Source organism: Bartonella sp. CE47NXGY, from assembly GCF_042195415.1.
Lineage (GTDB): Bacteria > Pseudomonadota > Alphaproteobacteria > Rhizobiales > Rhizobiaceae > Bartonella.
Genome location: NZ_JBHIOI010000016.1, coordinates 13,980 through 39,721, shown reverse-complemented (window position 1 = coordinate 39,721; position 25,742 = coordinate 13,980). Strand labels below are relative to the sequence as shown.

The 25,742-nt window shown below is 38.0% G+C and carries 17 protein-coding genes, 3 pseudogenes and 1 riboswitch; of the genes and pseudogenes, 11 read left to right on the top strand and 9 right to left on the bottom strand.

The genetic code is table 11. The annotated features are described in order from the left end of the window. The first annotated feature begins 351 nt into the window (after positions 1 to 351). From ACFIL3_RS06135 to ACFIL3_RS06115, 5 genes and pseudogenes are all read left to right on the top strand, one after another. The gene (locus tag ACFIL3_RS06135; RefSeq protein WP_375629863.1) at positions 352 to 744 is read left to right on the top strand and encodes a Fur family transcriptional regulator; all 393 of its coding nucleotides are present in this window, start codon (positions 352 to 354) and stop codon (positions 742 to 744) included. A 173-nt stretch (positions 745 to 917) separates the two neighbouring features. Beyond that, a pseudogene (locus ACFIL3_RS06130) lies at positions 918 to 1,076 on the top strand (HlyD family secretion protein); the annotation flags it as partial. Further along, positions 1,073 to 1,216 (top strand): annotated as a pseudogene (locus tag ACFIL3_RS06125) (transcriptional repressor); the annotation flags it as partial. The pseudogenes ACFIL3_RS06130 and ACFIL3_RS06125, both read left to right, overlap by 4 nt. 173 nt (positions 1,217 to 1,389) lie before the next feature. Further along, on the top strand, positions 1,390 to 2,484 hold the full coding sequence (locus ACFIL3_RS06120; RefSeq protein WP_375632520.1) for an HlyD family secretion protein: 1,095 nt from the start codon (positions 1,390 to 1,392) through the stop codon (positions 2,482 to 2,484). Positions 2,485 to 2,503: 19 nt separating this feature from the next. Next, positions 2,504 to 4,075, top strand: coding sequence for a DHA2 family efflux MFS transporter permease subunit (locus ACFIL3_RS06115; RefSeq protein WP_375613634.1), 1,572 nt, complete (start codon positions 2,504 to 2,506; stop codon positions 4,073 to 4,075). A 1,086-nt stretch (positions 4,076 to 5,161) separates the two neighbouring features. Here the strand turns inward: ACFIL3_RS06115 and ACFIL3_RS06110 are convergent. From ACFIL3_RS06110 to ACFIL3_RS06100, 3 genes are all read right to left on the bottom strand, one after another. After that, the gene (locus ACFIL3_RS06110; protein ID WP_273791458.1) at positions 5,162 to 5,746 is read right to left on the bottom strand and encodes a GNAT family N-acetyltransferase; all 585 of its coding nucleotides are present in this window, start codon (positions 5,744 to 5,746) and stop codon (positions 5,162 to 5,164) included. A gap of 74 nt (positions 5,747 to 5,820) precedes the next feature. Further along, on the bottom strand, positions 5,821 to 6,954 hold the full coding sequence (locus ACFIL3_RS06105) for a type III PLP-dependent enzyme (RefSeq protein WP_375613635.1): 1,134 nt from the start codon (positions 6,952 to 6,954) through the stop codon (positions 5,821 to 5,823). A 1,696-nt stretch (positions 6,955 to 8,650) separates the two neighbouring features. Further along, entirely contained in the window at positions 8,651 to 9,568 is a 918-nt protein-coding gene (locus ACFIL3_RS06100) for a rhodanese-related sulfurtransferase (protein WP_375613636.1), read from the bottom strand. Positions 9,569 to 9,683: 115 nt separating this feature from the next. Between ACFIL3_RS06100 and eda the strand changes: the two genes are divergently transcribed. Then, positions 9,684 to 10,349: a bifunctional 4-hydroxy-2-oxoglutarate aldolase/2-dehydro-3-deoxy-phosphogluconate aldolase gene (eda, locus tag ACFIL3_RS06095; protein WP_375638779.1), complete on the top strand. Its 666-nt coding sequence runs from the start codon at positions 9,684 to 9,686 to the stop codon at positions 10,347 to 10,349. Here the strand turns inward: eda and ACFIL3_RS06090 are convergent. Together ACFIL3_RS06090 and ACFIL3_RS06085 are read right to left on the bottom strand one after the other, a co-directional pair. Next, positions 10,328 to 10,776: pseudogene (locus ACFIL3_RS06090) on the bottom strand (ferredoxin--NADP reductase); the annotation flags it as partial. The gene eda and the pseudogene ACFIL3_RS06090 overlap by 22 nt on opposite strands. Before the next feature lie 18 nt (positions 10,777 to 10,794). Next, positions 10,795 to 11,622, bottom strand: coding sequence for a ferredoxin--NADP reductase (locus ACFIL3_RS06085; RefSeq protein WP_375612296.1), 828 nt, complete (start codon positions 11,620 to 11,622; stop codon positions 10,795 to 10,797). An 809-nt stretch (positions 11,623 to 12,431) separates the two neighbouring features. On the opposite strand from ACFIL3_RS06085, the gene alr reads away from it, so the two are divergent. Further along, positions 12,432 to 13,547, top strand: a complete 1,116-nt coding sequence (alr, locus tag ACFIL3_RS06080; protein ID WP_375612295.1) for an alanine racemase — start codon at positions 12,432 to 12,434, stop codon at positions 13,545 to 13,547. Between the two features lie 1,530 nt (positions 13,548 to 15,077). Here the strand turns inward: alr and gcvP are convergent. From gcvP to gcvT, 3 genes are read right to left on the bottom strand one after another with little or no spacing between them, the layout of a single operon-like run. Continuing rightward, positions 15,078 to 17,873, bottom strand: a complete 2,796-nt coding sequence (gene gcvP, locus ACFIL3_RS06075) for an aminomethyl-transferring glycine dehydrogenase (protein WP_375638782.1) — start codon at positions 17,871 to 17,873, stop codon at positions 15,078 to 15,080. Positions 17,874 to 17,878: 5 nt separating this feature from the next. Further along, positions 17,879 to 18,247, bottom strand: coding sequence for a glycine cleavage system protein GcvH (gcvH, locus tag ACFIL3_RS06070; protein ID WP_375638777.1), 369 nt, complete (start codon positions 18,245 to 18,247; stop codon positions 17,879 to 17,881). A gap of 6 nt (positions 18,248 to 18,253) precedes the next feature. After that, positions 18,254 to 19,366: a glycine cleavage system aminomethyltransferase GcvT gene (gcvT, locus tag ACFIL3_RS06065; RefSeq protein ID WP_375681931.1), complete on the bottom strand. Its 1,113-nt coding sequence runs from the start codon at positions 19,364 to 19,366 to the stop codon at positions 18,254 to 18,256. 136 nt (positions 19,367 to 19,502) lie between these two features. Then, a riboswitch (glycine riboswitch) is annotated at positions 19,503 to 19,600 on the bottom strand. A 446-nt stretch (positions 19,601 to 20,046) separates the two neighbouring features. Between gcvT and ACFIL3_RS06060 the strand changes: the two genes are divergently transcribed. The 4 genes from ACFIL3_RS06060 (at position 20,047) to ACFIL3_RS06045 (ending at position 24,529) form a co-directional block, all read left to right on the top strand. Further along, positions 20,047 to 20,709, top strand: a complete 663-nt coding sequence (locus ACFIL3_RS06060) for an LON peptidase substrate-binding domain-containing protein (RefSeq protein ID WP_375610818.1) — start codon at positions 20,047 to 20,049, stop codon at positions 20,707 to 20,709. A gap of 13 nt (positions 20,710 to 20,722) precedes the next feature. Next, the gene (locus tag ACFIL3_RS06055) at positions 20,723 to 20,929 is read left to right on the top strand and encodes a Trm112 family protein (protein ID WP_273791466.1); all 207 of its coding nucleotides are present in this window, start codon (positions 20,723 to 20,725) and stop codon (positions 20,927 to 20,929) included. Between the two features lie 923 nt (positions 20,930 to 21,852). Beyond that, positions 21,853 to 22,233 carry a helix-turn-helix domain-containing protein gene (locus ACFIL3_RS06050; protein ID WP_375612292.1) on the top strand — a complete coding sequence of 127 codons (381 nt, stop codon included), beginning with the start codon at positions 21,853 to 21,855 and terminating at the stop codon, positions 22,231 to 22,233. Positions 22,234 to 23,497: 1,264 nt separating this feature from the next. Next, positions 23,498 to 24,529 (top strand): aspartate-semialdehyde dehydrogenase, encoded by a 1,032-nt coding sequence (locus ACFIL3_RS06045; RefSeq protein WP_375638768.1) that lies wholly within the window; start codon positions 23,498 to 23,500, stop codon positions 24,527 to 24,529. Positions 24,530 to 24,813: 284 nt separating this feature from the next. Here ACFIL3_RS06045 and ACFIL3_RS06040 read toward each other — a convergent pair whose 3' ends face one another. After that, positions 24,814 to 25,452 (bottom strand): SH3 domain-containing protein, encoded by a 639-nt coding sequence (locus ACFIL3_RS06040; RefSeq protein WP_375681930.1) that lies wholly within the window; start codon positions 25,450 to 25,452, stop codon positions 24,814 to 24,816. Positions 25,453 to 25,742 lie beyond the last annotated feature (290 nt).

Sequence of the window (25,742 nt, the reverse complement as noted above, 5' to 3'; positions counted from 1 at the left end):
AGCAGAAACCGCTCTCGTTACTCGTCGTATATAGTACTCTTTCAAGCAAAGAGTCAATATCATTTTTTATTTTTTTTAAATAAAATAACCCAAACTTTACCAATAAAATATTGAACAAAAAATCCTATTTCAAAACATTATTGGAAAAATAAGAAGCATATAAAACTTTCATGCCTGATAGCGGCGGCTTTCAGATTATAATACCCTCCCCTCACAACGATTGTAACTTTTCTTACATATCGCAAGGATGTCATGTAAAAGGCTAAAGATAGAGTACATATTATATAATCACCATTGCATAAATATCTTACACGCTTTATGCTTTTCCATGGGAGCAAAAGGAAGATGTCAATGTCATCTAAACTGACGCGTAACCAAACATTGGTTTTAAATACTTTAAAAAATGCAAAAGGGCCTTTAAGTGCTTATGCGATTCTCAATCACTTACGCGAAGAAGGTTTTCGCGCACCTCTCCAAGTTTATCGTGCGTTAGAAAAACTCGTACAGTTAAAGTGTATTCATCGTCTTGAAAGTGTAAATGCCTTTATGGTCTGTTTACACCCTGAAAACTGTCAACATGAACTTACAACGTTTATAATTTGCGAAAACTGTGGCACAGTCAACGAAATACAAGATCAAACGATTGTATCAAGTTTAAAACAGATGGTTCAAGCGGTTGACTTCCAAGCACACAAAAGCACCCTAGAAGTACGAGGTCTTTGTAAAAAATGCGCAATAAAATAAGACATCTAACTTGACAATAAGATCTCTAACTTGCAAGTTTATATATTTAGCATTATGTAGCAGGGATCGCCTTATTGTTGGAAAAGCTTTTATCGTCCGTGCATATATCACCCTACCCTAGAGTGAGAGGCTTATTGTACTCGTTAGAACATAAATATTGAAAGTATAAAATCATGTCCGTATCTGAGACCATTTTTTCAACAAAAAATCTCGATAAAATGAAACAAAAAAAAGTAATCAAGGCCCTTCTTATCGTCTTTGCGCTTTTTGTACTTTGGTTTAGCTATAAGTGGACGACGCAATGGTGTTGTATGCTGTCCACTGAAGATGCCTAAACTGTGGCACAGTCCACGAAATACAAAATCAAATGATTGTATCAAGTTTAAAACAGATGGTTCAAGCGGTTGACTTCCAAGCACACAAAAGCGCCCTAGAAGTACGAGGTCTTTGTAAAAAATGCGCAATAAAATAAGACATCTAACTTGACAATAAGATCTCTAACTTGCAAGTTTATATATTTAGCATTATGTAGCAGGGATCGCCTTATTGTTGGAAAAGCTTTTATCGTCCGTGCATATATCACCCTACCCTAGAGTGAGAGGCTTATTGTACTCGTTAGAACATAAATATTGAAAGTATAAAATCATGTCCGTATCTGAGACCATTTTTTCAACAAAAAATCTCGATAAAATGAAACGAAAAAAAGTAATCAAGGCTCTTCTTATCGTCTTTGCGCTTTTTGTACTTTGGTTTAGCTATAAGTGGACGACGCAATGGCGTTATATGCTGTCCACTGAAGATGCCTATGTACAAGGAGATATAGCCGCTATTGCGACTAAATTAAATGGATATATTGAAAAAATTGCCATTAAAGCCAACCAAGTTGTAAAAAAGGACGATGTTTTATTTTACTTAGACAATGGTGATTATCAAATAGCCTTGGATCAAACAGAAGCGCATCTTGACACACAGAAAAAAACACTTCTACGCATTGATGCGCAAATCACAGCCGCTCGTAGTTCTTTAGATGATGCAAAAGCACAAAAAGCAGCCGCTTCAGCCATAGCAACCAATGCACAACTCACCTTAAAACGTGTAACAGAACTGAAAGCCAATCGTTATGCTCCTCAATCCAATGTTGATGATGCCAAATCCGCTTATGAACAAGCCATTGCGAATGTTAACAGAGCGGATGCAAAAATGGCTTCAGCACGTGCAAATATCCGAGTGCTAGAAGCGCAACGAAGTGAAACAGAAAGCGAAACAAAGAGTTTAGAGCTCTCGCGTAAAAAAGCACAACGTGATCTTGATTCGACCATTATACGAGCGCCATTTGATGGAGTTATAGGAAATTTAACAGCAAAAACGGGAGATTTTGTTGTAAATGGCCAACGTCTTGCGGCGTTAGTCCCCATACATGCACTTTATATTGAAGCAAACTATAAAGAAACACAGCTACAAGACATTCATACCGGACAAAAAGCTTATATTTCTGTTGATGCCTTCGAAAATGATGTTTTTACAGGAACAGTGCTTTCTATTTCGCCCGCAACAGGCGCTGTTTTTTCTCTTCTGCCTCCACAAAATGCTACCGGTAACTTTACAAAGATTGTCCAGCGCATTCCCGTACGTATTTCTATTCCAGAAGAAGTCTTAAAAACCGGACATATCCGAGCAGGAATGAGTGTTTCGGTGAAAATTGATACACGTACAAAGCCACAAGATAAAAGTCTCTTATAAAAAAGTAGAAGATCTTACTATGACATCTTCCATACCAGAGCTCATACAGTCTCAAGAACGCATAGGAATGCGCAAAATTGTAGTTTTTATAGCTATGTCTTTTGGCATGTTTATGGCAATCTTAGATATCCAAATCGTTTCCTCTTCTTTAGCTGAAATTCAAGCGGGTCTTACAGCAAGCTCTGAAGAAATTTCATGGGTTCAAACTTCCTATCTCATCGCTGAAGTCATCATGTTGCCGCTTTCTGGATTTTTAGGAAGATTGCTTTCAACACGTGTTTTCTTCACCATATCAGCGATCGGGTTTACGATTACTTCTGTTCTTTGTGCAACAGCAACATCTATTGGAGAGATGATTTTGTATCGCGCACTACAAGGTTTTATTGGTGGAGGAATTATCCCAAGCGTTTTTGTCGCCTCTTATGTTCTTTTTCCTCCTTCCAAACGCCCAATTGTTACCCCTATTGTTGGACTAGTAGCAACATTGGCCCCCACCATTGGTCCAACCGTGGGAGGCTATATTTGTCATCTCTCATCATGGCATTGGCTCTTTCTCATCAATGTACCCTGCGGGATTATCATCTCAATTCTCGCTTGGAAATTAATTGATTTTGATAAAGCTGATCCCTCTTTAATGAAGAAGTTTGATTGGTTAGGATTCATTTCTATGGCTACTTTCTTGGGAACTTTAGAGTATATTCTAGAAGAAGGAGCACGTCATGATTGGCTGAGTGATACGCTGATTCGGGATTTGTTCATTACCATGATTCTTGCTGCAGCCTTATTCTTCTGGCGTGCTTTTACAGTAAAAGAACCCATTGTAGATCTCTCTACTTTTTCTAATTTTAATTTTTCAGCTGCATCCATTTTTTCCTTTTCATTGGGAATAGGCCTTTATGGACTCACGTACCTTTATCCTGTCTATTTAAGCCAAATCCGCCACTTTGATGCTCTCATGATTGGAGAAACATTGTTTCTTTCAGGATTCGTCATGTTATTAACTGCCCCGCTTGCTGGATTTCTTTCAGCACGAATGGATGCACGTTTAATGATGGCAATAGGACTTTTTGGTTTTGCAATAGGTATTTGGATGGCGAGCTCTATCACAGATAACTGGGATTTTTGGCAGCTTTTTTGGCCGCAAGTTTTCCGTGGTGCTTCTGTAATGTTATGTATGGTTCCTATTAATAATATTGCCTTGGGAACACTCCCACCAGAACGGATGCAAAATGCTTCTGGACTCTTTAATCTCACCCGGAATCTAGGTGGGGCTGTAGGGCTTGCCATTATCAACACTCTCATAACAAAACGCACAGACTTCCATCATGAACGAATAGCCGAAACTCTTAACTACGCAAACAGACAAGCAACTGAAATGCTTTCAAATCTTACTGTATTATTCAAAACAGAAACCTTTGATTCCTATACTCTGGCTCTTTCTCAATTGTTTGGTATGGTACGCATACAAGCAACCATTATGGCTATTAGTGATATTTTCTTTATCATAACCATCATCTTTGGTGTTTTGACATTTATGACCATATTTCTCAAAAAAATACCACCTCTCATGGATTCACCACCAAATCACTAAGCTTAATTAAAATTGAGAAATATTTTTTATCCTTATCACTTTCCTCGTTTCCTATGCACTTTATCTTGTCTCAAGAGACAGTATAAATAAGCATATGATTCTAAATGATTCTTCTGATAAAAATTCTTTTAATGCGGGCTCTTTCCGCACTTAAAAACAACTTCTCGCATACAAAAATTGTTCTAGATGATCGGTAAACAAAGAGCTTATCTAAAGTGCTCCACACCATAAAGATAAAGCAGCCATTTCTATAAGATTTTTGATTTATCACCATAGGGCACAAAAGATTAAAAGATTCTTTGCCCTTCACTCTTTTGATTCTTACAAGAATATTCATAAAAGATTTATGATTCTTATGATTTTTATTCACGCACATATTTCTCTTATAATGTGTAGGATAACGTTTTTTTTGATTCTGAATGCAAAATTTTACATGAGAAAATCATTTTGTATTTGATACTCTCATGCCAATTGCAAAACGATTTACCTTTATAGCAAAAAAGTAATGATATATTTTTTTCAAAAAAGCTGCTTTTAAACATGTAATTTTATTTTTTTACACTCTTTAAAAAAAGCTGATACTTACAATTTTGATTCTACTGCTGCATATTTTTCTTTCTTAAGCCCCTTCTCTTTCAACAAGCGCTAAAATTGTATAAAATTTCTCAAAATATCTCTCTATTGAATCAATCAAAACCATTCCCTTGCACATAAAAAGCAAAGAAATAAAAACTGTTTAAGAAAAAAGTAAAACATCCAACCGTTTTGATGCAAGATTTATCAACGATATTGAAAACTGGAAAACTGTATGATGATAGCGACTTTAAAAGAACACAAGACAACTCAAAAATCCGGTTCCTTCAGTATTATAAAATAAGACACTATTTCAAAAAATGAGCTTAAAATATATTCTTACTCACTTAACTGAAATTATCAAAAATAAGAAACCAGCCCCATAAAGAAAAAGCCATATAATAAAATCGCAATACAACTCCCCAAAACTTTGTACCGCTAAATACCTTGGCACTGTCAAAACGGTATGCTCTTCTCAATGGCAGCTGCTGAAAAACGAAATAAACACTATCTTCAAGCGACTTTATGATGCTGAAAACGATTTGAAACTTCTCGTTCTCCACTAGGAACCAAAGTGCCATAACACCCAGAAAGATAATGTGGTATCAGTTCCAACGCTTGAAAGCGATGTTTTTCGTAAGGACCAGGCATTGCCAAATTTTCTGTTAAACTATTTGAAAAGCCAAAACGTTGATAAAATTCAAAATCCCCTACCAGCAAAATGGCGCCATATCCCAATTTTTTTGCTGTTTCAATTGCATGGCGGACTAAAATTGATCCTATTCCCATACCAGCACATTCAGACGCAACAGCCAAGGGGCCTAAAAGTAAAGCATGTTGTGTTTCATTTTTTTCTTTAGAAAAAGAAACATGCCAAAGACGGACACTTCCCACAAGCTCTCCAAGCACATTTTTAACCACAAAAGAGAGCCCTTGAGCAGCCAAACGACCACGACGTAAAACCTCTGATGATTTACGTTTACGTCCATACCCCATCATTGAATCAAGCAAATTTTCTCGATAAGGCTTATCGGCTTCTTGCTCCAATAAAAGTGTAAAACATGCCCCATCTTTTGTTTGAAAATTAATCATGTTCATCTCTATAACCGCCCTCTTACAGCGCCATGACGAGCATAGCAAAAAATCTAAAAAACTATAGTTAAAAGGAAATGTCAGATCACATATGATCGTAAAGGCTCAAAACCATTAAAAGCAACCGATGCGTAAGTTGTTGTGTAAGCACCCGTTCCATGAATCAATATTTCATCTCCTATCGTTAGGGATAGAGGAAGCGGATAAGGTGTTTTTTCATAGAGAACATCTGCCGAATCGCATGTCGGTCCAGCCAAAATACAAGGCTCCATCACCTTATCATCATGAGGTGTCTCAATAGGATAACGAATGGCTTCATCCATAGTCTCAGCAAGACCATTAAATTTCCCAATATCAAGATAAACCCATCGTACATTATCGTTATCAGCTTTTTTAGATATTAGAACAACTTCTGTACGAATAACACCAGCATTGCCAACCATCGCACGTCCTGGCTCAATAATCGTCTCAGGGATACGATTACCAAAATGCTTTTTCAATGAATCAAAAACTGCTGTACCATAAGCTTGTTCTGTAGGGACATCTTTCAAATAACGCGTTGGAAAACCGCCCCCCATATTCACCAACCTTAGTGAAATGCCTTCTTGTTCCAAACGCTTAAAAACTGTAGAAGCATCCGATAAAGCACGATCCCACGCACTCAAATCAACCTGCTGAGATCCAACATGAAAAGAAACACCATAGGCTTGCAAACCCAATTGGTGTGCCCGTCTTAGAACATCAACCGCCATATCTGGAACACAACCAAATTTGCGTGACAATGGCCACTCTGCACCTTTGCCATCGGTAAGAACACGGCAAAAAACACGTACTCCTGGAGCAACACGCGCAATTTTTTCCACTTCTTCAACACAATCAACAGCATAAAGTGAAACTCCCAATGCATATGCTCGTGCAATATCACGCTCTTTTTTAATCGTATTTCCAAAAGAAATACGCTCTGACGTTGCTCCTGCTTTTAAAGCCATTTCAATTTCTGCAACAGAAGCCGCATCAAAAGAAGATCCTAAAGAACTTAGCAAACGCAAGATTTCAGGAGCTGGATTTGCCTTTATTGCGTAAAAAATACGAGACTGCGGCAGAGCTTTTTCAAAATTTAAATAGTTATCACGAACAACATCAAGGTCAACAATTAAGCATGGACCTTCAGAACGATGTGTTGCAAGAAAATCGCGAATACGTTGCGTTGCCATCTGCAATTCTCCTTGAGGGAACGCTCCCCCACTCTATGCTTAGACAGCCAAAGCTGCCAAAAGCTAAAGGACAAAAAACACACAACAACCATCCCCATTCTGATTACAAAAAACCAGAAATTAGCATTGCATGCTGCGAAAGAACAGCGCGAAACCGCGTTATTCTATTTTATCTGCCTTTTTGATTGGAGTTGAGAAAACCACTTCCGCACTGAAGGCAATGAGGTGTGCCTCTATAGTTATCCCAGCATTTAAAAGCTGGAAGACACCAGAAAGGCCCGCACCGTCGTTGCTTCAAGATGTCCTCATTCTTGCAATTGGCTGTAAGAATGACTGGAGCGGTTAGTTCCAGGTACCGTACCGGTTAATCTCACCATTTGAGAACCAGCGGACACCCACAGGCACGTGCGACTTTGGGCAAGGCATCCTATAAAACGAATTCTTTCTCATTTCAATCATTTTTTTAATTTTAAACATTTTTTAATTCTTAAAGATAAAATGATGCGAAAAAACAACACTCTCCCCCAGACAAAGCCATCCATCCGCTTTCATGAGATCACACCCTTACATTATCCGTACAACATAAATCACTGTCTTGCGTTTAAAGCCCCTCGTTTCTTTACCCTATTCTATCTCCTAATATCTGCAGCAGAAAATAACGCAAATAAATTACTCAAAACATTAATTTATAATGATAATTTATTATTGTACCCTTAAACAAAAATCCCATTATAAAATCCTCTTATTTCAACCCTCTTACAATGAATCAATTAAAATCATTCTTTTGCGTATCACAAATAAAAAACAATTGAAAAAAGGAGTACCTCTTATATATCCTCTCAAATGCAAAGATGACCAACATTGAAGACTGAGGATAGTAACGACTGAAGCACCATAATCTTTAAAGATAACGTGTCCTTCCCCCAACAAAACACCATTATCTTTCTCATTTACATCCTAAAAAACATCCCTACTTCCACATTCATTTCACAGCATCGCTTAAGCAAAATATCATGAAGAATTCCCCGTATAATATAGCTTGTATGATATAGATCAACTACATCTCACCCTCTTTATACTTATGAAATTAAAAACAAACGCTCCCATTCTATCTGCCAACTCCCAATATTGCAGAAACTCCTACATTGAAATGTTTCATAACACCTTATCTAAAATGATTTTTGTCCACACGTTGCTCCCATTTGCAACGTACAAGTGAATGAATTTTACGCGATTCGTTCTCATCTAATCTGAAAGCAACAAAGTTCACAATATTGAACTCTTTTATTCGAATGAATAATAAATTATCATTATAAATTAATGTATTATATTAAATTCTGAAATCATAAACTCCTATTATCATTTTATTTTTCCACCTAGCATCTGCTTTTTCATCTCCTCTTATTAATCACATCTTATTCATACGCTTTTCTCTTAAACTATAATCTCCCTCCTCTGCGCTGTTGGTGAACGGCTTTTCTATTTTTAAATGAAAAGTATTTGAAAACTCAATCCTATAAGTCAAGGAGAGCGAACAATCTATAATGATTACTTATAAGTCAAATAATTTAACATAAACAAAAAGACCGAATAATATCCGGTCTTATAAAATATTTTTCTACTAATATTAAAAAACTCTTCTCTCTTAAATTTAAGAGAAAAACGCTACAATTTAAAGCCCTACACTGCGATATCCTTATGTCCCTTGATGAGAATCAATTGCACGCAACTTCAACAATTGAAATTGCCTATGGCGCTCACGAAAGCGCTCTCTATCGGCTTCACTACGCGTGTTATAACAAGCATCACAGGAAACACCTTCCTCATAATGAGGCGATAATTTGCTTTCAGCATTAAGAGGAGAACGACACGCGCGACATAATTCGCGTCCACATTCTTCAAGACCATGTTGAACAGAAACACGCTCATCAAAAACAAAACACTCACCCCACCATAAACTTTTCTCTTTTGGAATTTTTTCTAAATATTTTAGAATACCTCCTTTTAGATGGTAGACTTGCTCATAACCAAGATCACGAACATAAGCTGTTGATTTTTCACACCGAATACCACCTGTACAAAACATGGCAATTTTCTTTTTTTTCTTTAACTCAGCCTCATGTTTACGCACCCATTCAGGAAATTCGCGAAATGTTTTAATCTGCGGATCAATCGCTCCTTGAAAACTCCCTATCGCATATTCATAGTCATTCCGTGTATCGATTAAAATTGTCTCTTCATCTTGAATAAGAGCATTCCAATCTTCAGGATCGACATAAGTACCAACAACTTTTAGCGGATCAACCCCTTCAACCCCCATCGTCACAATCTCTTTTTTCAACCGCACTTTCATGCGATGAAAAGGCATTTTTGATGCCCATGAATATTTAATCTCCGGCGTTTGAAACGCTGGCTCAGCCGTAATAAAATCCACCAATGCCTCAATCGCATCACAAGAACCAGCAACTGTTCCATTAATGCCCTCTTGTGCTAAAAGCAGAGTGCCTTTGATATCCTTTGCTTGACATAAATCCTGCAAAGGTTTTTGTAATTGATGATAATGCTTCAAATCTGCAAAGCAATAAAGTGCAGCAACTTTAAAATTCTTTTCCATGTGTTTTGCCATAACGCGCGTTTCATTCAATTTCAAGATTTATTCATGTACTCTTTAACATATTGTGCTTAATCAAACGATACAAATAATATCATCTCCAAGAAGAAAAAATATCATGTGCCAAAAAAGAGAAAAGCTTTTATTATATCTCCAAGGACAAACTGTTATACCTGTTTTACTCATTGACAATCTACAAAGTGCTGTACCCTTAACACGCGCTCTTGTCAAAGGTGGATTAAAAACAATTGAGATCACCTTGCGAACACCAAATGCCCTCAAAGCAATTCAGAAAATTACACAAGAAGTCCCTGAAGCAATTGTTGGAGCCGGCACAATTCTCAACACAACACATTACGAAAAAGCCGAACAAGCTGGAGCCAAGTTTATTGTAAGCCCCGGATTATCCAATGAACTAATCAATTGTGCAAAAAATAGTGAAATTCCCCTTCTTCCCGGTGCAATGACCCCAAGTGAACTCATGCAAGCATTAAACAAAGGCTATTCATATCTTAAATTTTTCCCTGCTGAAGCTACTGGGGGTATTTCCTTCATCGAAGCTTTAGCATCTCCCTTCTCTGATATCCGGTTTTGCCCAACAGGCGGTATTACACAAAAAAGTGCAACACAATGGCTCCAACTGCCCAATGTCTTCTGCGTTGGAGGTTCTTGGATAGCGCCCCAAAAACTCATTGCAATAAGTGATTGGGATTCGATTACTGCATTAGCATATACCGCATCACAACTTCCCTCTCCCTCGAAAAAAGCTCTTTCTACAATATAATGTAATGTGCAAGAATATCAGCCCCTTCAACAAGACCAAAGCTTTCACACATCCTTGCGCAATCTTTTAACATCGTCATAAAACCATAAATCATCACCCGATCTTCATTAGGATGAATTTTGCGAGTTCTATTGTTTCAAAGCCGCTTGTTTCAAAAAAGCACCACTCTCCATAACAGTCGTAATACGCCCCATATGCTCAGAAAGCTCACGAGTGGTCATAGGATAAAATTTCAGCTGTTGTGCATATGCCCCACAATGAGTGGATCTTATTGCAAAAAGGAAACAAGATCTTTTGCACAATTTGACTCATTCTTTTCGCGCGTTATTTAAATAAGAACAACTTCTGAAAATTTTTCATAAATGTCAGGCTCACGAATAAAGCTTGCAAAAGAAAAAAAACCGTACCGGTTTGAAAGAAGATAAAGCATCAACTTTCCCACTCATTACTCCACAAAAGCGCGCTCTACAACATAAGTAGCAGGAGCATTATTGGCCCCTTCAACAAGACCAAAGCTTTCACACATCCTTGCGCAATCTTTTAACATAGCCATGGAACCACAAATCATCACCCGATCCTCATCAGGATGAATCTTAGGAAGGCCTGTTGTTTCAAAAAAGTCCCCACTTTCCATCACAGTTGTAATACGACCCATATGCTCAGAAGCTTCACGAGTAGTCATAGGATAAAATCTCAACTGTTGTGCATACTCTCCAATGAGTGGATCTTGTTGCAAAGAGGAAACAAGATCTTTTGCATAAATTAACTCATTTTTTTCGCGCGTTGTTTGAATAAGGACAACTTCTGCAAATTTTTCATAAGTTTCAGGATCACGAATAAGGCTTGCAAAAGGAGCAATCCCCGTCCCAGTTGAAAGAAGATAAAGACGTTTTCCAGGAATAAGAGCATCAAGCACCAGCGTTCCTGTAGATTTTTTACGCATGAGAACTGTATCACCAATTTTAATTTTTTGGAGATGCTCGGTTAAAGGTCCCCCTGGAACTTTTATCGAAAAAAACTCAAGCTGTTCATCCCAAAAGGGACTTGCAATCGAATAAGCGCGATAAATCGGCTTTTCTGCATTTGGCAAACCGATCATAACAAACTCACCCGAACGAAAACGAAAACTTTCCGGACGATTCAGACGGAATTTAAATAACCGATCTGTATAGTGACAAACCTCTTGGACAGTAAGGGCGAACACATTCTCAGGAATCGGAAAATTTGCAACGCTGCTGATGCTTGACGGAACATTGGTAGCAGACGTATTCATACTCTTCCCCATATCTTTATTGAACGTTAAATTTCGAATCCTTGACGTGATATAGTACTTGCACAACCATCTGCCAACAATTTTCTCAACACAAAAGCCTCAAGGTTAACACTTTTATGTCAAAATTAAATAAATGAGTCTAGCGCGCTCTATAAGCGATAAAATTGATTTCACTTAAAACCAATCAAAGACTAGAAAGTAAATATTGGATACCCAATCCATCTTGAAAACAAATAATATCCAAATCAACGAGTTTTCTAAATCAACAGTTTTTAATGTATCAAAAAGTGTTTACACACTGTTTTCCATTCAATAAAAATAATTTTAAGTGCATGAGACGACATCCAAAATTGCACAGATGAGTGATCTTCCCCCTCATGGTAAAAAACTTGTAATACATTGACTTAACGTGGTTAATTTAATCATTTTACCTTCTCTAAATAAGAAGCCAATGCAATATTTAATCACAACAATCACACCAGCAATAATAGTCTAACATTGCACTCTTCAAAATGATACAATACAATAAACTATGTTTATTTTTTTATATGCCTAAACGAGGGAAAATAAGTAAAAAAGTCTATGTTTTACAAATCATTAGAAAATACCATGTTGATAACAACACAAATAAAACTAAACTATCTCTTATATCTAGAGTACCATTTTACATAAAAAACGACTTTAATGGCAGCATAGGCTTCTTAATGATTTTGACCATAGCAAATAGTGTCTTTCCCCTATATCGTAAAGAACCTCAATGAAACAACCAAAAAAACTCCGTATTTCACGAACACAGATAAGCTTTTAAAATGAACAAATCCGTTAATGATGAAATAAATACATCACTCTATACAGCTGTAGCAACCATCGATGTCAGTGCCATTGTTGCCAATTATATTACTTTAGCCAAACGTGTAGCTCCAACACAATGTTCAGCAGTTGTAAAAGCAAATGCCTATGGATTAGGAGCTCACAAAATTGCTCCTGCCCTTTATCAAGCTGGTTGTCGCACTTTTTTTGTCGCCCAAATCAGAGAAGCACTCCAATTAAAAAGCATTTTACCATCAAATGTCACAATTGCCATTCTGAATGGACTTCCACACTTAGCAGAAGAGTTTGTCGCACAATCTGGTATTGTTCCTGTTCTAAACTCTTGGAATGCCATTGAAAATTGGCAAAAAATTTGTCAAAAAAAAGATAAAAAATTTCCAGCAATTGTTCAAATCGATACCCATATGAACCGATTAGGACTGGATCAAAAAGAATTACAAAAACTCATCAAACACCCTACAATTTTCGAAAAAGCAGAAATAAAATATATTCTTAGTCATCTTTCTAACGGAGAAGATGATACCCACCCATCAAATTATGCCCAATTGACTTCTTTCAAAACGATCCTTGCGCAATTGCCTGCTTGCAAAGTTTCCTTTGCCAATTCTGGAGGTATCTTTCTAGGATCAGATTTTTATTTTGATCTTGTTCGTCCAGGCATTGCACTTTACGGAGTTGATCCGCGGGGAAAACACCCATCACCTTTGAAACCTGTTTTAAAACTTGAAGCCCAAGTCATTCAAAGCCGCGTTGTTGATATAGGAGCACCTGTTGGTTATGCAGAAAGCTTTATAACCAACAGACCAAGCACTCTTGCAACCATTTCTATAGGCTACGCAGACGGCTGGCTCCGTACTCTTTCGAATAAAGGAACTGTTTATTTCAACGGGCACAAACTTCCCATGGTTGGGCGGGTTTCTATGGATTCCATTATTGTAGATACGACCGATCTTGAACAAAAACCTCAAACTGGTGACTGGGTAGAACTCATTGGTCCCCATCAAACACTTGAAAAAGTATCTATAGATGCCGATACCCTTCCCAATGAAATTCTAACATCTCTTGGCTCCCGCTATAAATACATTTACACATAAAAACTCTTTAAAAAAATAAATTGATAAAAATCATCATTTTAGAAAATTGAGGGGCTTTTACAAAAGATTTTACAACAATCAACCACACAGAATGGTCATAGACACCGTACATTCACAGAAATCTCAAAACAGACAAGTTGATGGACTGTTTTATGGAAGTAGCTTTCACCTAAAATACAAAAACTTAGCCTTTCCCCATAAATTGACAAAAAAGAATCTACTACAAAGTTTTTAAAATTAATTTCCCAATTAAAATCATTCGCTTGCATACCACAAGCTGAACTATGTGTAGATAAAAATGATTTAAGAAAAGAATAATGCCTCTTATGAACCATAGTGCCAAGAGCTATAACATTAGGCGCTGGCAAAGTGTATGATAGTGCCCAGCTTACTCCGTTATGAAGCGTAAAGATAGTGGGGAATCAATGGATTTACCCTTACACCATTCACGAGCGCCGTCGCGAAATGGGATTGGGAGCGAAGTGTCTCTTTAAAACAAACACGTGAATTAACAACTCAAGTATATTCTTTTTGGAGCGTTCTGTTTTACATGAGGATCATTCCCCCACTAAAGAACACAATAAATATAAAGTATGGAGCAATGTGTAATCCCCATTATTTAAAAAACATTGCTTTAAATGCTTTTGAAAGCCATAAAGCTGAATTAAGAGGAGATGACAAACTGAGGATTGATTTTCACCTTACGGCTTTACATTTTCCAAAATAAGATTGTCTTCCAGTTTCAAAGATTACGTCAACAGAAATACGCAATCCCCGCCCTCATCTGACAGACAAAAGCAGGAACTACTCATAAAGCTCTTTTTTTCTCAATCTCTGGCTCAAGACATGTTGCTGCATTAAGTTTGGATGTTGATTTACAGGCAACAGCTAAAGCACACGAGCTCTTAGGAAAACAGCGCCGTAAAGTCACAAACTGACTTGCAATGAAGTGGAAAGATGTGCCGGCTTTTATAAGACCCCTTGTAAAAAAAAACATAATACATTTGGCTTTGCGTTTGCTCATTCTGACAGGTGTTCTTACATATTTTTTCGTCATATTTACAAAAAGCAGATTAAAGAGAAATATTTAGACAATTCTTGACTCGAAAAGATGCAACAACAGAGTTTCGCGTGTCTTTATCATCAAAAACATTAAATTTGATTTTATTCTTTCTACAACCCGTCGTCGTCACCTTAGTGAGAAGTAGTATGTCACAACACATGCAACAGACGTGCCCCTATCCTCATAGGTTTTCACTCTCGTTTACATGAATTAGCTGGCTAAACCGATGCCGACTAGTCAAAAACCATGTCATACGGTAGAATGCAAAGGAGAGCATGCCTATTGCCGACAAAACACAGCTTTTTGTCGACTTTTTCGATTTTGCTCATGTTATAAAAAACAATGCAAAATTCTAGAAAATAGACAAATAATTCCATAGTAACATGATCAACAAGTACAAAACCCACACAAAATGTGTGGGCTTTTTTCGTTCATGCAAATAAACAAATTAAATATATATTTGTTATTTAATAGGTATTTCCCAATGGTGGACACGAACAAATGAGCATTCTGTCTCCCGCAACATTATCAATACGCGATACAGGAGGCCAATATTTATTGGCTGGATCAAGAGAACTGTTGGGAAAAGCAGCTTCTTGTCGCGAATAGGGTCGTACCCAAGCATCATCTAAAGTATCAGCCACTGTATGAGGGGCATTCACCAATGGATTATTGTCTTTTGGCCAAACCCCATTCCCAACTTTTTTCGCTTCTTCAGCAATAGAGAGTAAAGCATCACAAAAACGATCAATCTCTGCTTTTGGTTCTGATTCCGTTGGCTCAATCATTAAAGTTCCCGGAACAGGGAACGACATCGTAGGCGCATGGAATCCATAATCAATGAGACGTTTTGCAATATCATCAACACTCACCCCATACTGCTCTTTCAACACGCGTGTATCCACAATACATTCGTGAGCAACACGTCCATGCTTGCCCCGATAAAGAATGGAATAAGCAGCTGAAAGACGTGCAGCAATATAATTGGCATTTAAAATGGCTATTTGTGTTGCATATTTTAAGCCATCAGCCCCCATCATTCGAATATACATCCATGTAATTGCAAGAATAGACGCACTTCCATAAGGAGCAGCAGAAACCGCATGTGTTGTCCCATCCTGTTCATGACCTGGTAAGAATGGTTTGAGATGCACTGCAACTCCAATTGGTCCCATACCAGGACCACCACCACCATGAGGAATAGCAAATGTTTTATGAAGATTCATATGACAAACATCAGCGCCAATATCCGCAGGACGAGCAAGCCCCACAAGGGCATTGAGATTAGCACCATCAAAATAAACTTGTCCGCCATTTTCATGAATAATAGAACAAATTTCCTTAATGCTTTCCTCGTAAACACCATGGGTTGAAGGATAAGTAATCATAAGAGCAGCCAATTTATCTTTATGCAATTGCGCTTTCATCTTGAGATCGTCTACATCAACATCACCATCGCTTAAACATTTTACCACAACGACTTCCATCCCTGCCATATGAGCCGAAGCTGGATTGGTACCATGCGCAGATGCAGGAATAAGACAAACTGTACGTTGATGTTCTCCTCGTGATTGGTAATATCGTCGGATAGCCAAAAGCCCAGCATATTCACCTTGAGCACCAGAATTTGGCTGAAAAGAAACTTGCGCAAATCCTGTAATTTCACACAACCACGCATTTAACTGGTTGATCATCTCCAAATAACCCGCTGCATCCTCTTGTGAAACAAAGGGGTGTATATTGGCCGTGCTCGCCCAGCTCACAGGCATCAATTCAGCAGCTGCATTAAGCTTCATTGTACAAGAACCAAGAGGGATCATAGCGCGATCCAGCGCCAAATCCTTATCCGCTAAACGACGCAAAAAGCGCATCATATCTGTCTCTGAATGAACAGCATGAAAAAAAGGCTGAGAAAGAAAAGCAGCATCCCGTTTTTTTCCAAAGAGTCGTGGAGAAACCTTATCAAAGAGTTGTGCCCCCAAAAGCTGCGCTAAAGCACCAGCATCTTCTTCTGTTGATAATTCATCAAAATTGATTGCAATAGTGTCATCATCGAGAACACGAATAAGGCGCCCACCTATTTTGGCTTGATGCGCAATTTCTCGCGCTTTTCCCTTAACAGAAATACTCACACAATCAAAAAAGCTTTTCCCTTCAACATGAATCCCTGCTGCTTCTAAACCAGCAACAAAACGACATGTTAAATGATGAATTCGCTGCGCAATTTCTTGTAAGCCTTTTGGCCCATGCCAAACAGCATAAGCGGTTGCCATATTAGCCAACAAAGCCTGCGCTGTACAAATATTTGACGTCGCTTTATCGCGCCGAATATGTTGTTCACGTGTTTGCAAAGCTAAACGAAAACCAACGCGTCCTTTGGTATCCACGGATTGACCAACAATACGCCCTGGAATAAGACGCGTTAACGCATCACTCACAGCAAGGTAACCAGCATGTGGACCACCAAATCCCATCGGAACGCCATAACGCTGCATAGTGCCAACAACGATATCTGCCCCCCATTGAGCAGGTGGCTCCTGAAGAGTAAGCGCTAAAGGATCAGCTACAACGATAACTAAAGCTCCCTTTTCCTTTGCCTCTTTTATGATCTCACTGTAATCATGAAAAGAGCCTTTTGTATCTGGCCAAGACAAAACAATTGCCGCTGTATCAGGATCAATTTCGCCATTTTGGCTAATCTGAATCCCTTGTGTTTCAGCACGCGTTTGCGCAACACTCAAAGTCTGAGGATGTAAAAGACTCTGAAGAGAAATTTTTGTTTTTTTCTCACGGAAAAAGCGAACAGCAAGGGCATTGGCTTCAGCTAAAGCAGTTGCTTCATCAAGAAGGGAAGCAGCAGAAACAGGCAAACCTGTTAGTTCACTAACCAATGTCTGAAAATAAAATAAAAGCTCTAAACGACCTTGGCTAATTTCTGCTTGATAAGGCGTATAAGCAGTATACCAAGCAGGATTTTCAAACAGATTTCGTAAAATAACCGGAGGCACATAAGTTCCATGATATCCTTGCCCAATAAAACTTTTGTGCACATGGTTACGCTCCATCATCTTGGAGAGTTCTTCCAAGGCTTGTCCTTCACTAGCAGCCTCTGGAAGATTCAGTGAACGTCCCAAATGGATAGAGTGTGGAACAGCTTGAGAAATAAGTGTCTCAACACAATCAAGCTCTAAAACATCAAGCATTTTTTGTGTTTCATCAGGACGCAGCCCAATATGTCGAGAAGAAAAAGAACGCTCGATCATGGTACTCATCCAATCAAAGCTTTATAAGCATCTTTATCTAACAACCCCTCCAGTTGTGTCTCATCCTGCAATGTCATTTTCCATAACCAGCCTTCTGTTTCGGGTTTCTGGTTTACCAGTTCAGGATTATCAGCCAAGGCTTCATTTATTTCGACCACTTCACCATCAAGAGGAGCATAAACATCTGAAGCCGCCTTCACTGATTCTACAACAGCCGCCGCCTCTCCTTTGGAAAGTTTTGTTCCACTTTGTGGTAAATCAACAAAAACCAAATCCCCTAATTGCTCTTGCGCATAATGCGTAACCCCAACAGTCACCATTTGCCCTTCAACGCTAAGCCATTCATGGTCATGTGTAAAATAAGTTTTAGACATAAAAAATCATCCTTTAAAATAACGTTGTTCAACAAAGGGAAGAGAATGAACTGATAATACAATCTTTTTGCCTCGCAGTTCTGTAAAGACTTGTGTCCCTTCAACTTTAAAATCAACAGGAACGTAACCCATCGCGACAGGACCATCAAAAGAAGGACCAAAACCACCTGATGTTACAATGCCAATCTCATTACCTTGATCATCAAGAAGCACCGCACCGGCACGAATAGGTTGACGCGTTTGCGGTTTTAATCCAACACGACAACGAGCCGGTCCTTTTTGCAGTGCTTCAAGAAAAGCCTTTGCACCATAAAATTGTGCTTTTTCTCGAACACTTTTAGGAACAGCCCATGTTAGAGCCGCATCAATAGGTGTCGTATCAGGGGTAATATCATTTCCATGCAAACACAGCCCCGCTTCCAACCGCAAGCTATCGCGTGCGGCAAGTCCAATCCACTCAACACGAGAATCACTCAGCAATTTTTCAGCCAACATATGCGCATGCCCTATAGGCAAAGCAATTTCAAAACCATCCTCTCCCGTATAACCAGAACGCGTTATAAACCAATCCTGTTGTGGTTCGAATCCTTGCATAAAGAACAATTCATTCCCTGGTAAATCGGCATCAGCAAGAACAGCTGCCGCTTCAGGACCTTGAAGCGCAAGCAATACCCTTTCAAGGGCAATCACTTGACATTCAAAATCAACCGCACGCTTTTCCAATTCTAAAAAATCAGCCTGTGCATTCCCAGCATTGGCGACCAACATAAAACGACCCTCTTCCAAACGGGTAATGATAAGATCATCAAGAATACCAGCCTGCTCATTAAGCAAATAATTATACCGTGAATGCCCAATCTTTAAAGCTGCTGCATCAATGGGAAAAGCATAGGACAAAAATTCCACAGCTTGTGCCCCTTCAACCGCAATCAATTTCATATGAGAAATATCAAAAAGTCCTGCATGTGCACGCGTATGAAGATGCTCTTTTAAAACGCCAAGAGGATAAGTTAAAGGCATGTTCCAACCCGCAAAAGCACCAAATTTTGCTCCTGCTTTTTCATGCAAATCATATAAAGGAAGTGTTTTTAAAAAAGATGTTTCTTGTGCTATGCCCATAATAACTCCAAAGCTGCGCTAACGCCCACAGAATATGGCCGTCTCTGCCCCCTCTGTCATCAACCTGAGAGACTCGCGAAAAGATTTTTCGCTTACACCTTCGGCGCGGGTTCTCCCGACTTTCCAGATCTGCCTTCTTCCTTTTACGGTCCTTAAAGCCTGAGAGATTATGGGCTATTTCCCCTTCGGCGGCAATGCGAAAATTTGCAATCTGCACTCTCCCGCAAAAGAATGAAAGAAACGATAACGCTCTTTCCAGCATATTTAAACCTATAGCCTATCTTCATCACACTGTCATTAGTAAAGTGATGAAAATGTTCTCATTTTAAAACTTGCATAAGCTGCTTCAAAAGATTTATAATATTATCCTTTTGAACCTTACAAAAATTGCAAGCAACACATTTTAGGAAATTTAAGACAAAAATCAAAAGCTATAAACAAAAATACCTCTTGAAAATCATGCAAAACGTCACACACTAAAAAGATCGCAAAGCAATATTCTTTCGCGCGCAGTTCAACCTTAAAGATAGGGTTTCATATTCTTTTTGAGAATAAGGACTTCAAATATTTTATAAGTATGATTTTAATGCACAAGAAGTAGGTTTTCTGCTTTCTCAATAGTGTCATAAATAGCGACTATTTACAGACTAAAACTACCGAACAAAGGTGACAAAATACTCATGAAAGCTGGTAATATCTCTTACAATTGCGAAAATGATCTTCCAAAGCAAATTGCTCTTTTTCCTTTAGAAGGTGCACTCTTACTACCCGGTGGTTTTTTATCACTCAATATTTTTGAACCAGAATCACTTGAAATGATTGAAAATGTTATGGTAACTGATCGTCTATTGGGCATTATTCAACCACTTTCATCGGATACAGATCGCTTCTCTACACAACTTTATAAAACAGGCTGTATAGGGCGCATTACAAACTACAGTGAAACAGGAAACGGACAACTGTTCATTATCTTACAAGGTGTTTGCCGCTTCACTTTAGAACAAGAATTGAAAAACACAAAATCCTATCGAACAGCTCTCATCCAATCAAACATAAAAGACTTGCAAGAATTTGATATTGAAGAAAGCATTAACCGAGAGAACTTACTCGACGTTGTAGAAAAATATCTAACCATACATGAAATGGAATATAATTGGAGCAGCATCATAGAAGCCCCTACACCTATATTGGTTAATGCTTTTTCAGCTCTTATCCCCTTTACACCAGCAGAAAAACAAGCTCTCCTTGAAGCTCCAGATATCGAAAGCCGTGCCCAAACTCTTCTTGCATTAACAGAACGCTCGCTCATGAAACAAACAGGAACAGATTACCGCTTAAACTAATGAATGTCCAAACATGAAAAAAATGACCACAGATCCCAAAATGCTCGAATTGCTCGTCTGCCCAATGACGAAAGGCACGCTCTCTTTCAACCGAAAAACACAAGAGCTCATTTCTCTCAAAGCCAAACTTGCCTACCCTATTCGTGATGGCGTTCCCATTATGCTTGCCTCAGAAGCGCGCCCTTTGCAAAACAATGAAGAAATAACGCATAAAAAATAAAAAATCCTCATGCAATTTCCCTCTACAAGCCCACTGTTATCAAGTCTCTATCAATATGATATCTCAATATTTACGATTTCTGAAAAAAGAACTTTACAATAAAGATATTTATATCGCTTTACACCTTGTAACAAAAGCCAAAAATATCATCAGATTCTCTCATTCCAGCCTGTTCATACTGAAGCAATCAAAACCATTCGCTTGCACCACACAAGCATCTGAATAAAAATGGCTCTTATGAACTTCTTAAAAGCAAGAATTATAATAACATTTTGAACCAACTCAGGTAAATGAAATTTATTATATTAAACATAAAGATTGTTATATTTCATGGACTTTAATTTATACTATTTACGAACAACATATTTGAGATACCTCGATTTAAGATGAATAAAAACGACAAGTTATATCATCTTATGTATACCATATCGGGACAAGAATATTTATCTGTTTGCGTAATCTTTGAAACGGAGAAGCAACCTAATTTGGGGGAGAAAACATAAAATCGTAAAGGAGAAAATCACCCCATTACCTTGCCATCACCCTTTAATTTCGCTTTACAATTTTTACAAGTATCTAAAGTATCTCAAGCAATATTTTTATGTATAATATACGCATTAATTACGTGAAAACTTGAAACAACAAACAAGAAACACTGTTGTAATTTCAATTGACGATTGAAAGTAATTGCCTTATGAAGGAGGCTTGTGTTTTTGGTTGTATACGCGACAATCAAATAGGGTCTGGAAGCCCGAAAAACTCAAACTAGAAATAAAACCGCTTTTGCGGATATCCCGGAATTTCCGGGGGCTCTTGTTATGTCCAAGTGCTTTCAGCACTAAAAGCAAGGGGCTGTTTTGAGTCAGCACTTCCAGACCCCGGAATACTAATGCGAGGGCGCTCGCAACCGGTGGGGACATCAAGTGAAAGCCAAAAATCTACATTTTTACGATATTTCTTTAGGCAAAAAAATTCGCTTCAGAAGAAACGTCATGGGGTTTTCTCAAAAACAATTAGGAAGTCATTTAGGCGTAACATTCCAACAAATCCAAAAGTATGAAAAAGGCTTAAATCGCGTAAGTGCAAGACGTTTACAGGAAATTGCTCATATATTAGATGTTCCCGTTTCCTTCTTTTATGCTGATGGCGCAAAAAAAGAAGAGAACCTCTATCATTGTGATGACAGAATAGCAAGCAAAGCAGAATATTTACTTTTAAAAAATTTCAGAATACTGACCCGCAAAAAACAAAGAGCAATTTTGCAGTTGATTTCTGATGAAAAAAATAACCCCTTATTTTCATAAGTTCATTGCAAAGATAATCAAAGTCCTTAATAATATTGACAAGAATTGTGACTGTCTCCCCACACTTCATGAGAATGAAAATGCTTAATCTAATCTGATTTGTAAATAATCCGAATTCTAACGAGTTTAACTTAGAAATAGTGCATTGATTTATAATGATAATCTAACGTTATTGATATTGAATAAGTGTTTCGAATATCGTAAAATTCTTTCATTTCAAACGTGTTCTATATTGAATCAATCAAAATCTCTTGTTTGCACAACACAAGCAAAGTTGGCGTGTGAGTAAAAATGTACAAAAAGGCATACCTCTTATTGAATCGTCTCACATACCAAGAGCTGTAACGACATTGTTTGCTGAAAAAATGGATGATGGTGCTAACTTGCTCTTTTATTAAACGTAAATATGGGAGTGTTCAACGGCTGACTTTCCACTCATATAAGTCACTTAAAAAAGGCTTGCCAAACAAGCCTAAGAATATTCCCACACACTAAAAAACACTTAAATATATCGAGAAAGCTTAAAGATCATATACCATCATACTACAAATAATGATATTTTATAGCATAACAGGATTAAAGTAAAAATAAGAAATATAAATTAAAAATAGACACGAAAAACTATATGTATAACTTTCATAAGAATTTATCTATATATGGATACTTAAGTTTATCCTGTTGTGCCATAAATTCTATCATTTAAGGTATGAGGATATGAAGCACGCATACCTCCTTGAAACATTCAAATGTTTTTTAGATGCCCAATATCTTTTTAAATATTTTTAGGCCTGCTTGTTGAGCCTTTAGTTTAAGTGAAAAATGAGAAGCCGCTAGAATCTAGCAGTTTACAGACTGTAATAGGAAGCTTCGCTTTTAAAGGCATAGGGAGAAAATCAAATAATTCAACAATTAACAGATAAAGTATAAAAAGATTCCACCAACGCGATACGTAATACCATCTTTAAAAAATTCAAAAGTGTGAAGGTACACATTGACAGAAGATAAGGAATTCACTTAATTAAAGTGTTTTCTAAAGAGATAATAGCTTAGCGTAAAATATTCAATTTTTTCAATTCTGAAAGATTAAAAGAGACGTATTATTTGAAATAAAACAATTTATTGTGCTAATGATGATGATTGGTGTGCACAAAATTGAGTTGTTGAAAATCAAAAATATAATTTAATGATGTTCCTTGACCAACTCACTCTCTCCTGAGTATAGCACGGGGAATAAACGTGGAGAGACATGAGGAGTATATAGAAAATGAGTTATAAAGTTGCAATTGTCGGCGCAACCGGAAATGTTGGTCGTGAAATGCTTACAATTTTAGAAGAACGTGGTTTTCCTGCACATGAAATTGTCCCTCTCGCATCACGACGCTCATTAGGACAAGAAGTTTCTTATGGAGATAAAACTTTAAAAGTAAAAGCACTGGATACTTACGATTTTTCTGACACAGATTTTTGTCTTATGTCTGCGGGAGGGAGCATTTCCAAAGAATACGCCCCTAAAATTGCTGCTGCCGGCTGTGTCGTCATCGATAATTCCTCCACGTGGCGCTATGATGCCAATGTTCCGTTGATAGTCCCTGAAGTCAATGGCGAAGCTATAAATGCCTTTTCTAAGCGTAATATTATAGCAAATCCTAATTGTTCAACAATTCAACTGGTCTTAGCTTTAAAACCTCTCCATGATGCTGCAATCATTAAACGTGTTGTTGTCTCTACATATCAGTCTGTTTCTGGAGCTGGTAAAGAAGGAATGGACGAACTTTTCGAACAATCACGCGCAGTTTTTGTTGCAGACCCAATTACATCAAAAAAATTCACTAAACGCATTGCCTTTAATGTCATTCCTCATATCGATGTTTTCATGGAAGATGGTTATACAAAAGAAGAATGGAAAATGACGGTTGAGACGAAGAAAATTCTCGATCCGAAAATTAAATTAACAGCCACTGCTGTTCGGGTCCCTGTCTTTATCGGTCATGCCGAAGCCGTCCATGTTGAATTTGAAAAACCACTAAGCGCATCTGAAGCACAAGCGCTCCTCCGCGATGCACCAGGCTGTCAGCTTATCGATAAACACGAAGATGGTGGTTATACCACACCTTATGAAGGTACCGGAGAAGATGATACCTTTATTAGCCGTGTTCGTGAAGATATCACCGTTGAAAATGGTTTAGCTTTCTGGGTTGTCGCCGATAATTTAAGAAAAGGAGCAGCATTGAATGCCGTTCAAATTGCTGAATTGCTCATTTTTCGTAATTTGATAAAGCCTAAGTCCGCAAATTAACGCCCTGTCCGAAAGGACAAAGAACCCCTAGCCGGTCTGTCAAAAGTCCGGCTTCTCTTCAGTATAACCTTCCCCAGCTGAAGGTTCATATCACCATCCTAAAGAACTGTAATCCAAGGTATTGTCAAATTTGACTCGGAATATCCTTGAATGCCTCGCCACCTTAAGTTAAGCATTGCCGCCTTAATGACATTTTACGGTACAATAGGATCAGCAGCATAAGCATTGTTTGCTTCATGCTGCTGATCCTTTTTGTCATTCCGGTTGTAAAATTAACTTTACCCTTATCGAGCAGGATAGGTCACGACACGGTAACGCGTTTCATTACGTTCAAAATTTTTGTAATTGACATTATCAGGAAAGGAGGGATTATAAGCACTCACGTGCTTTACAGAAACGCCTTGTGCTTTTTGCGACGGATTTAAAATTGTTCGTTCATCTCTTTTTTTAACACCTGTAGAATCGATAATCATATCTGTTCTGTATAGTTTTTGCATATTTTTCCGTGTTTTTTGAATCGCCGGAAGAGCTTTAAAGTCGGAAACAGCCTGTTTTACTTTTTCTTTTGGCGATTTTACCATGGATTTTGATTTTGCTGGCATCTTTTTAAAAACAATGGTAGGAACATTGTTAACATTGACGTAACGTGCAGATGCCCAACCAACTTTTCCATGATAACCAAGAGAACACCAAGTTTTATTGGATAGGCAGCCATAAATTTGCACTTTTGCTCCCATTGGAACCATTGCGATAACTTTATAAGCTGTCGCAGGGCCTGTGCGTAAAGATACCTGACCTGATGCAACACGAGCAACTGTTCCTGTAATGGTTCCAGCTTGTGCGTGAAAAGCAGTCACAGCCACCCCTGACGCTCCTAAAGCCCATAAAGTCATCATTGTTGATAAAAATTTCTTTCTTAACATTATTTTTCTTCCTCTCTTAAAACGTATGAAGGGCAAAAATTCGCCTTTGCAAAAATTTGCCGCGTTTAAATCCAATGATCAGCAACCTTTATTCCCCCCCCCAAAAACCCACAACATTGCAACAAAATTTCTCTTTATCGCCTACACGAACACGGCCTTTTGATCTTGATTGCACAGTATGTTCTTCATGAATTTACGGCTAAAGCATCATCTGATTGTCCGGTTCTTCAACCAATTGTCCCTTACAGAAGTTTTTAAAGGGGCATTGGTTCCCTCAACAAATGATTGCA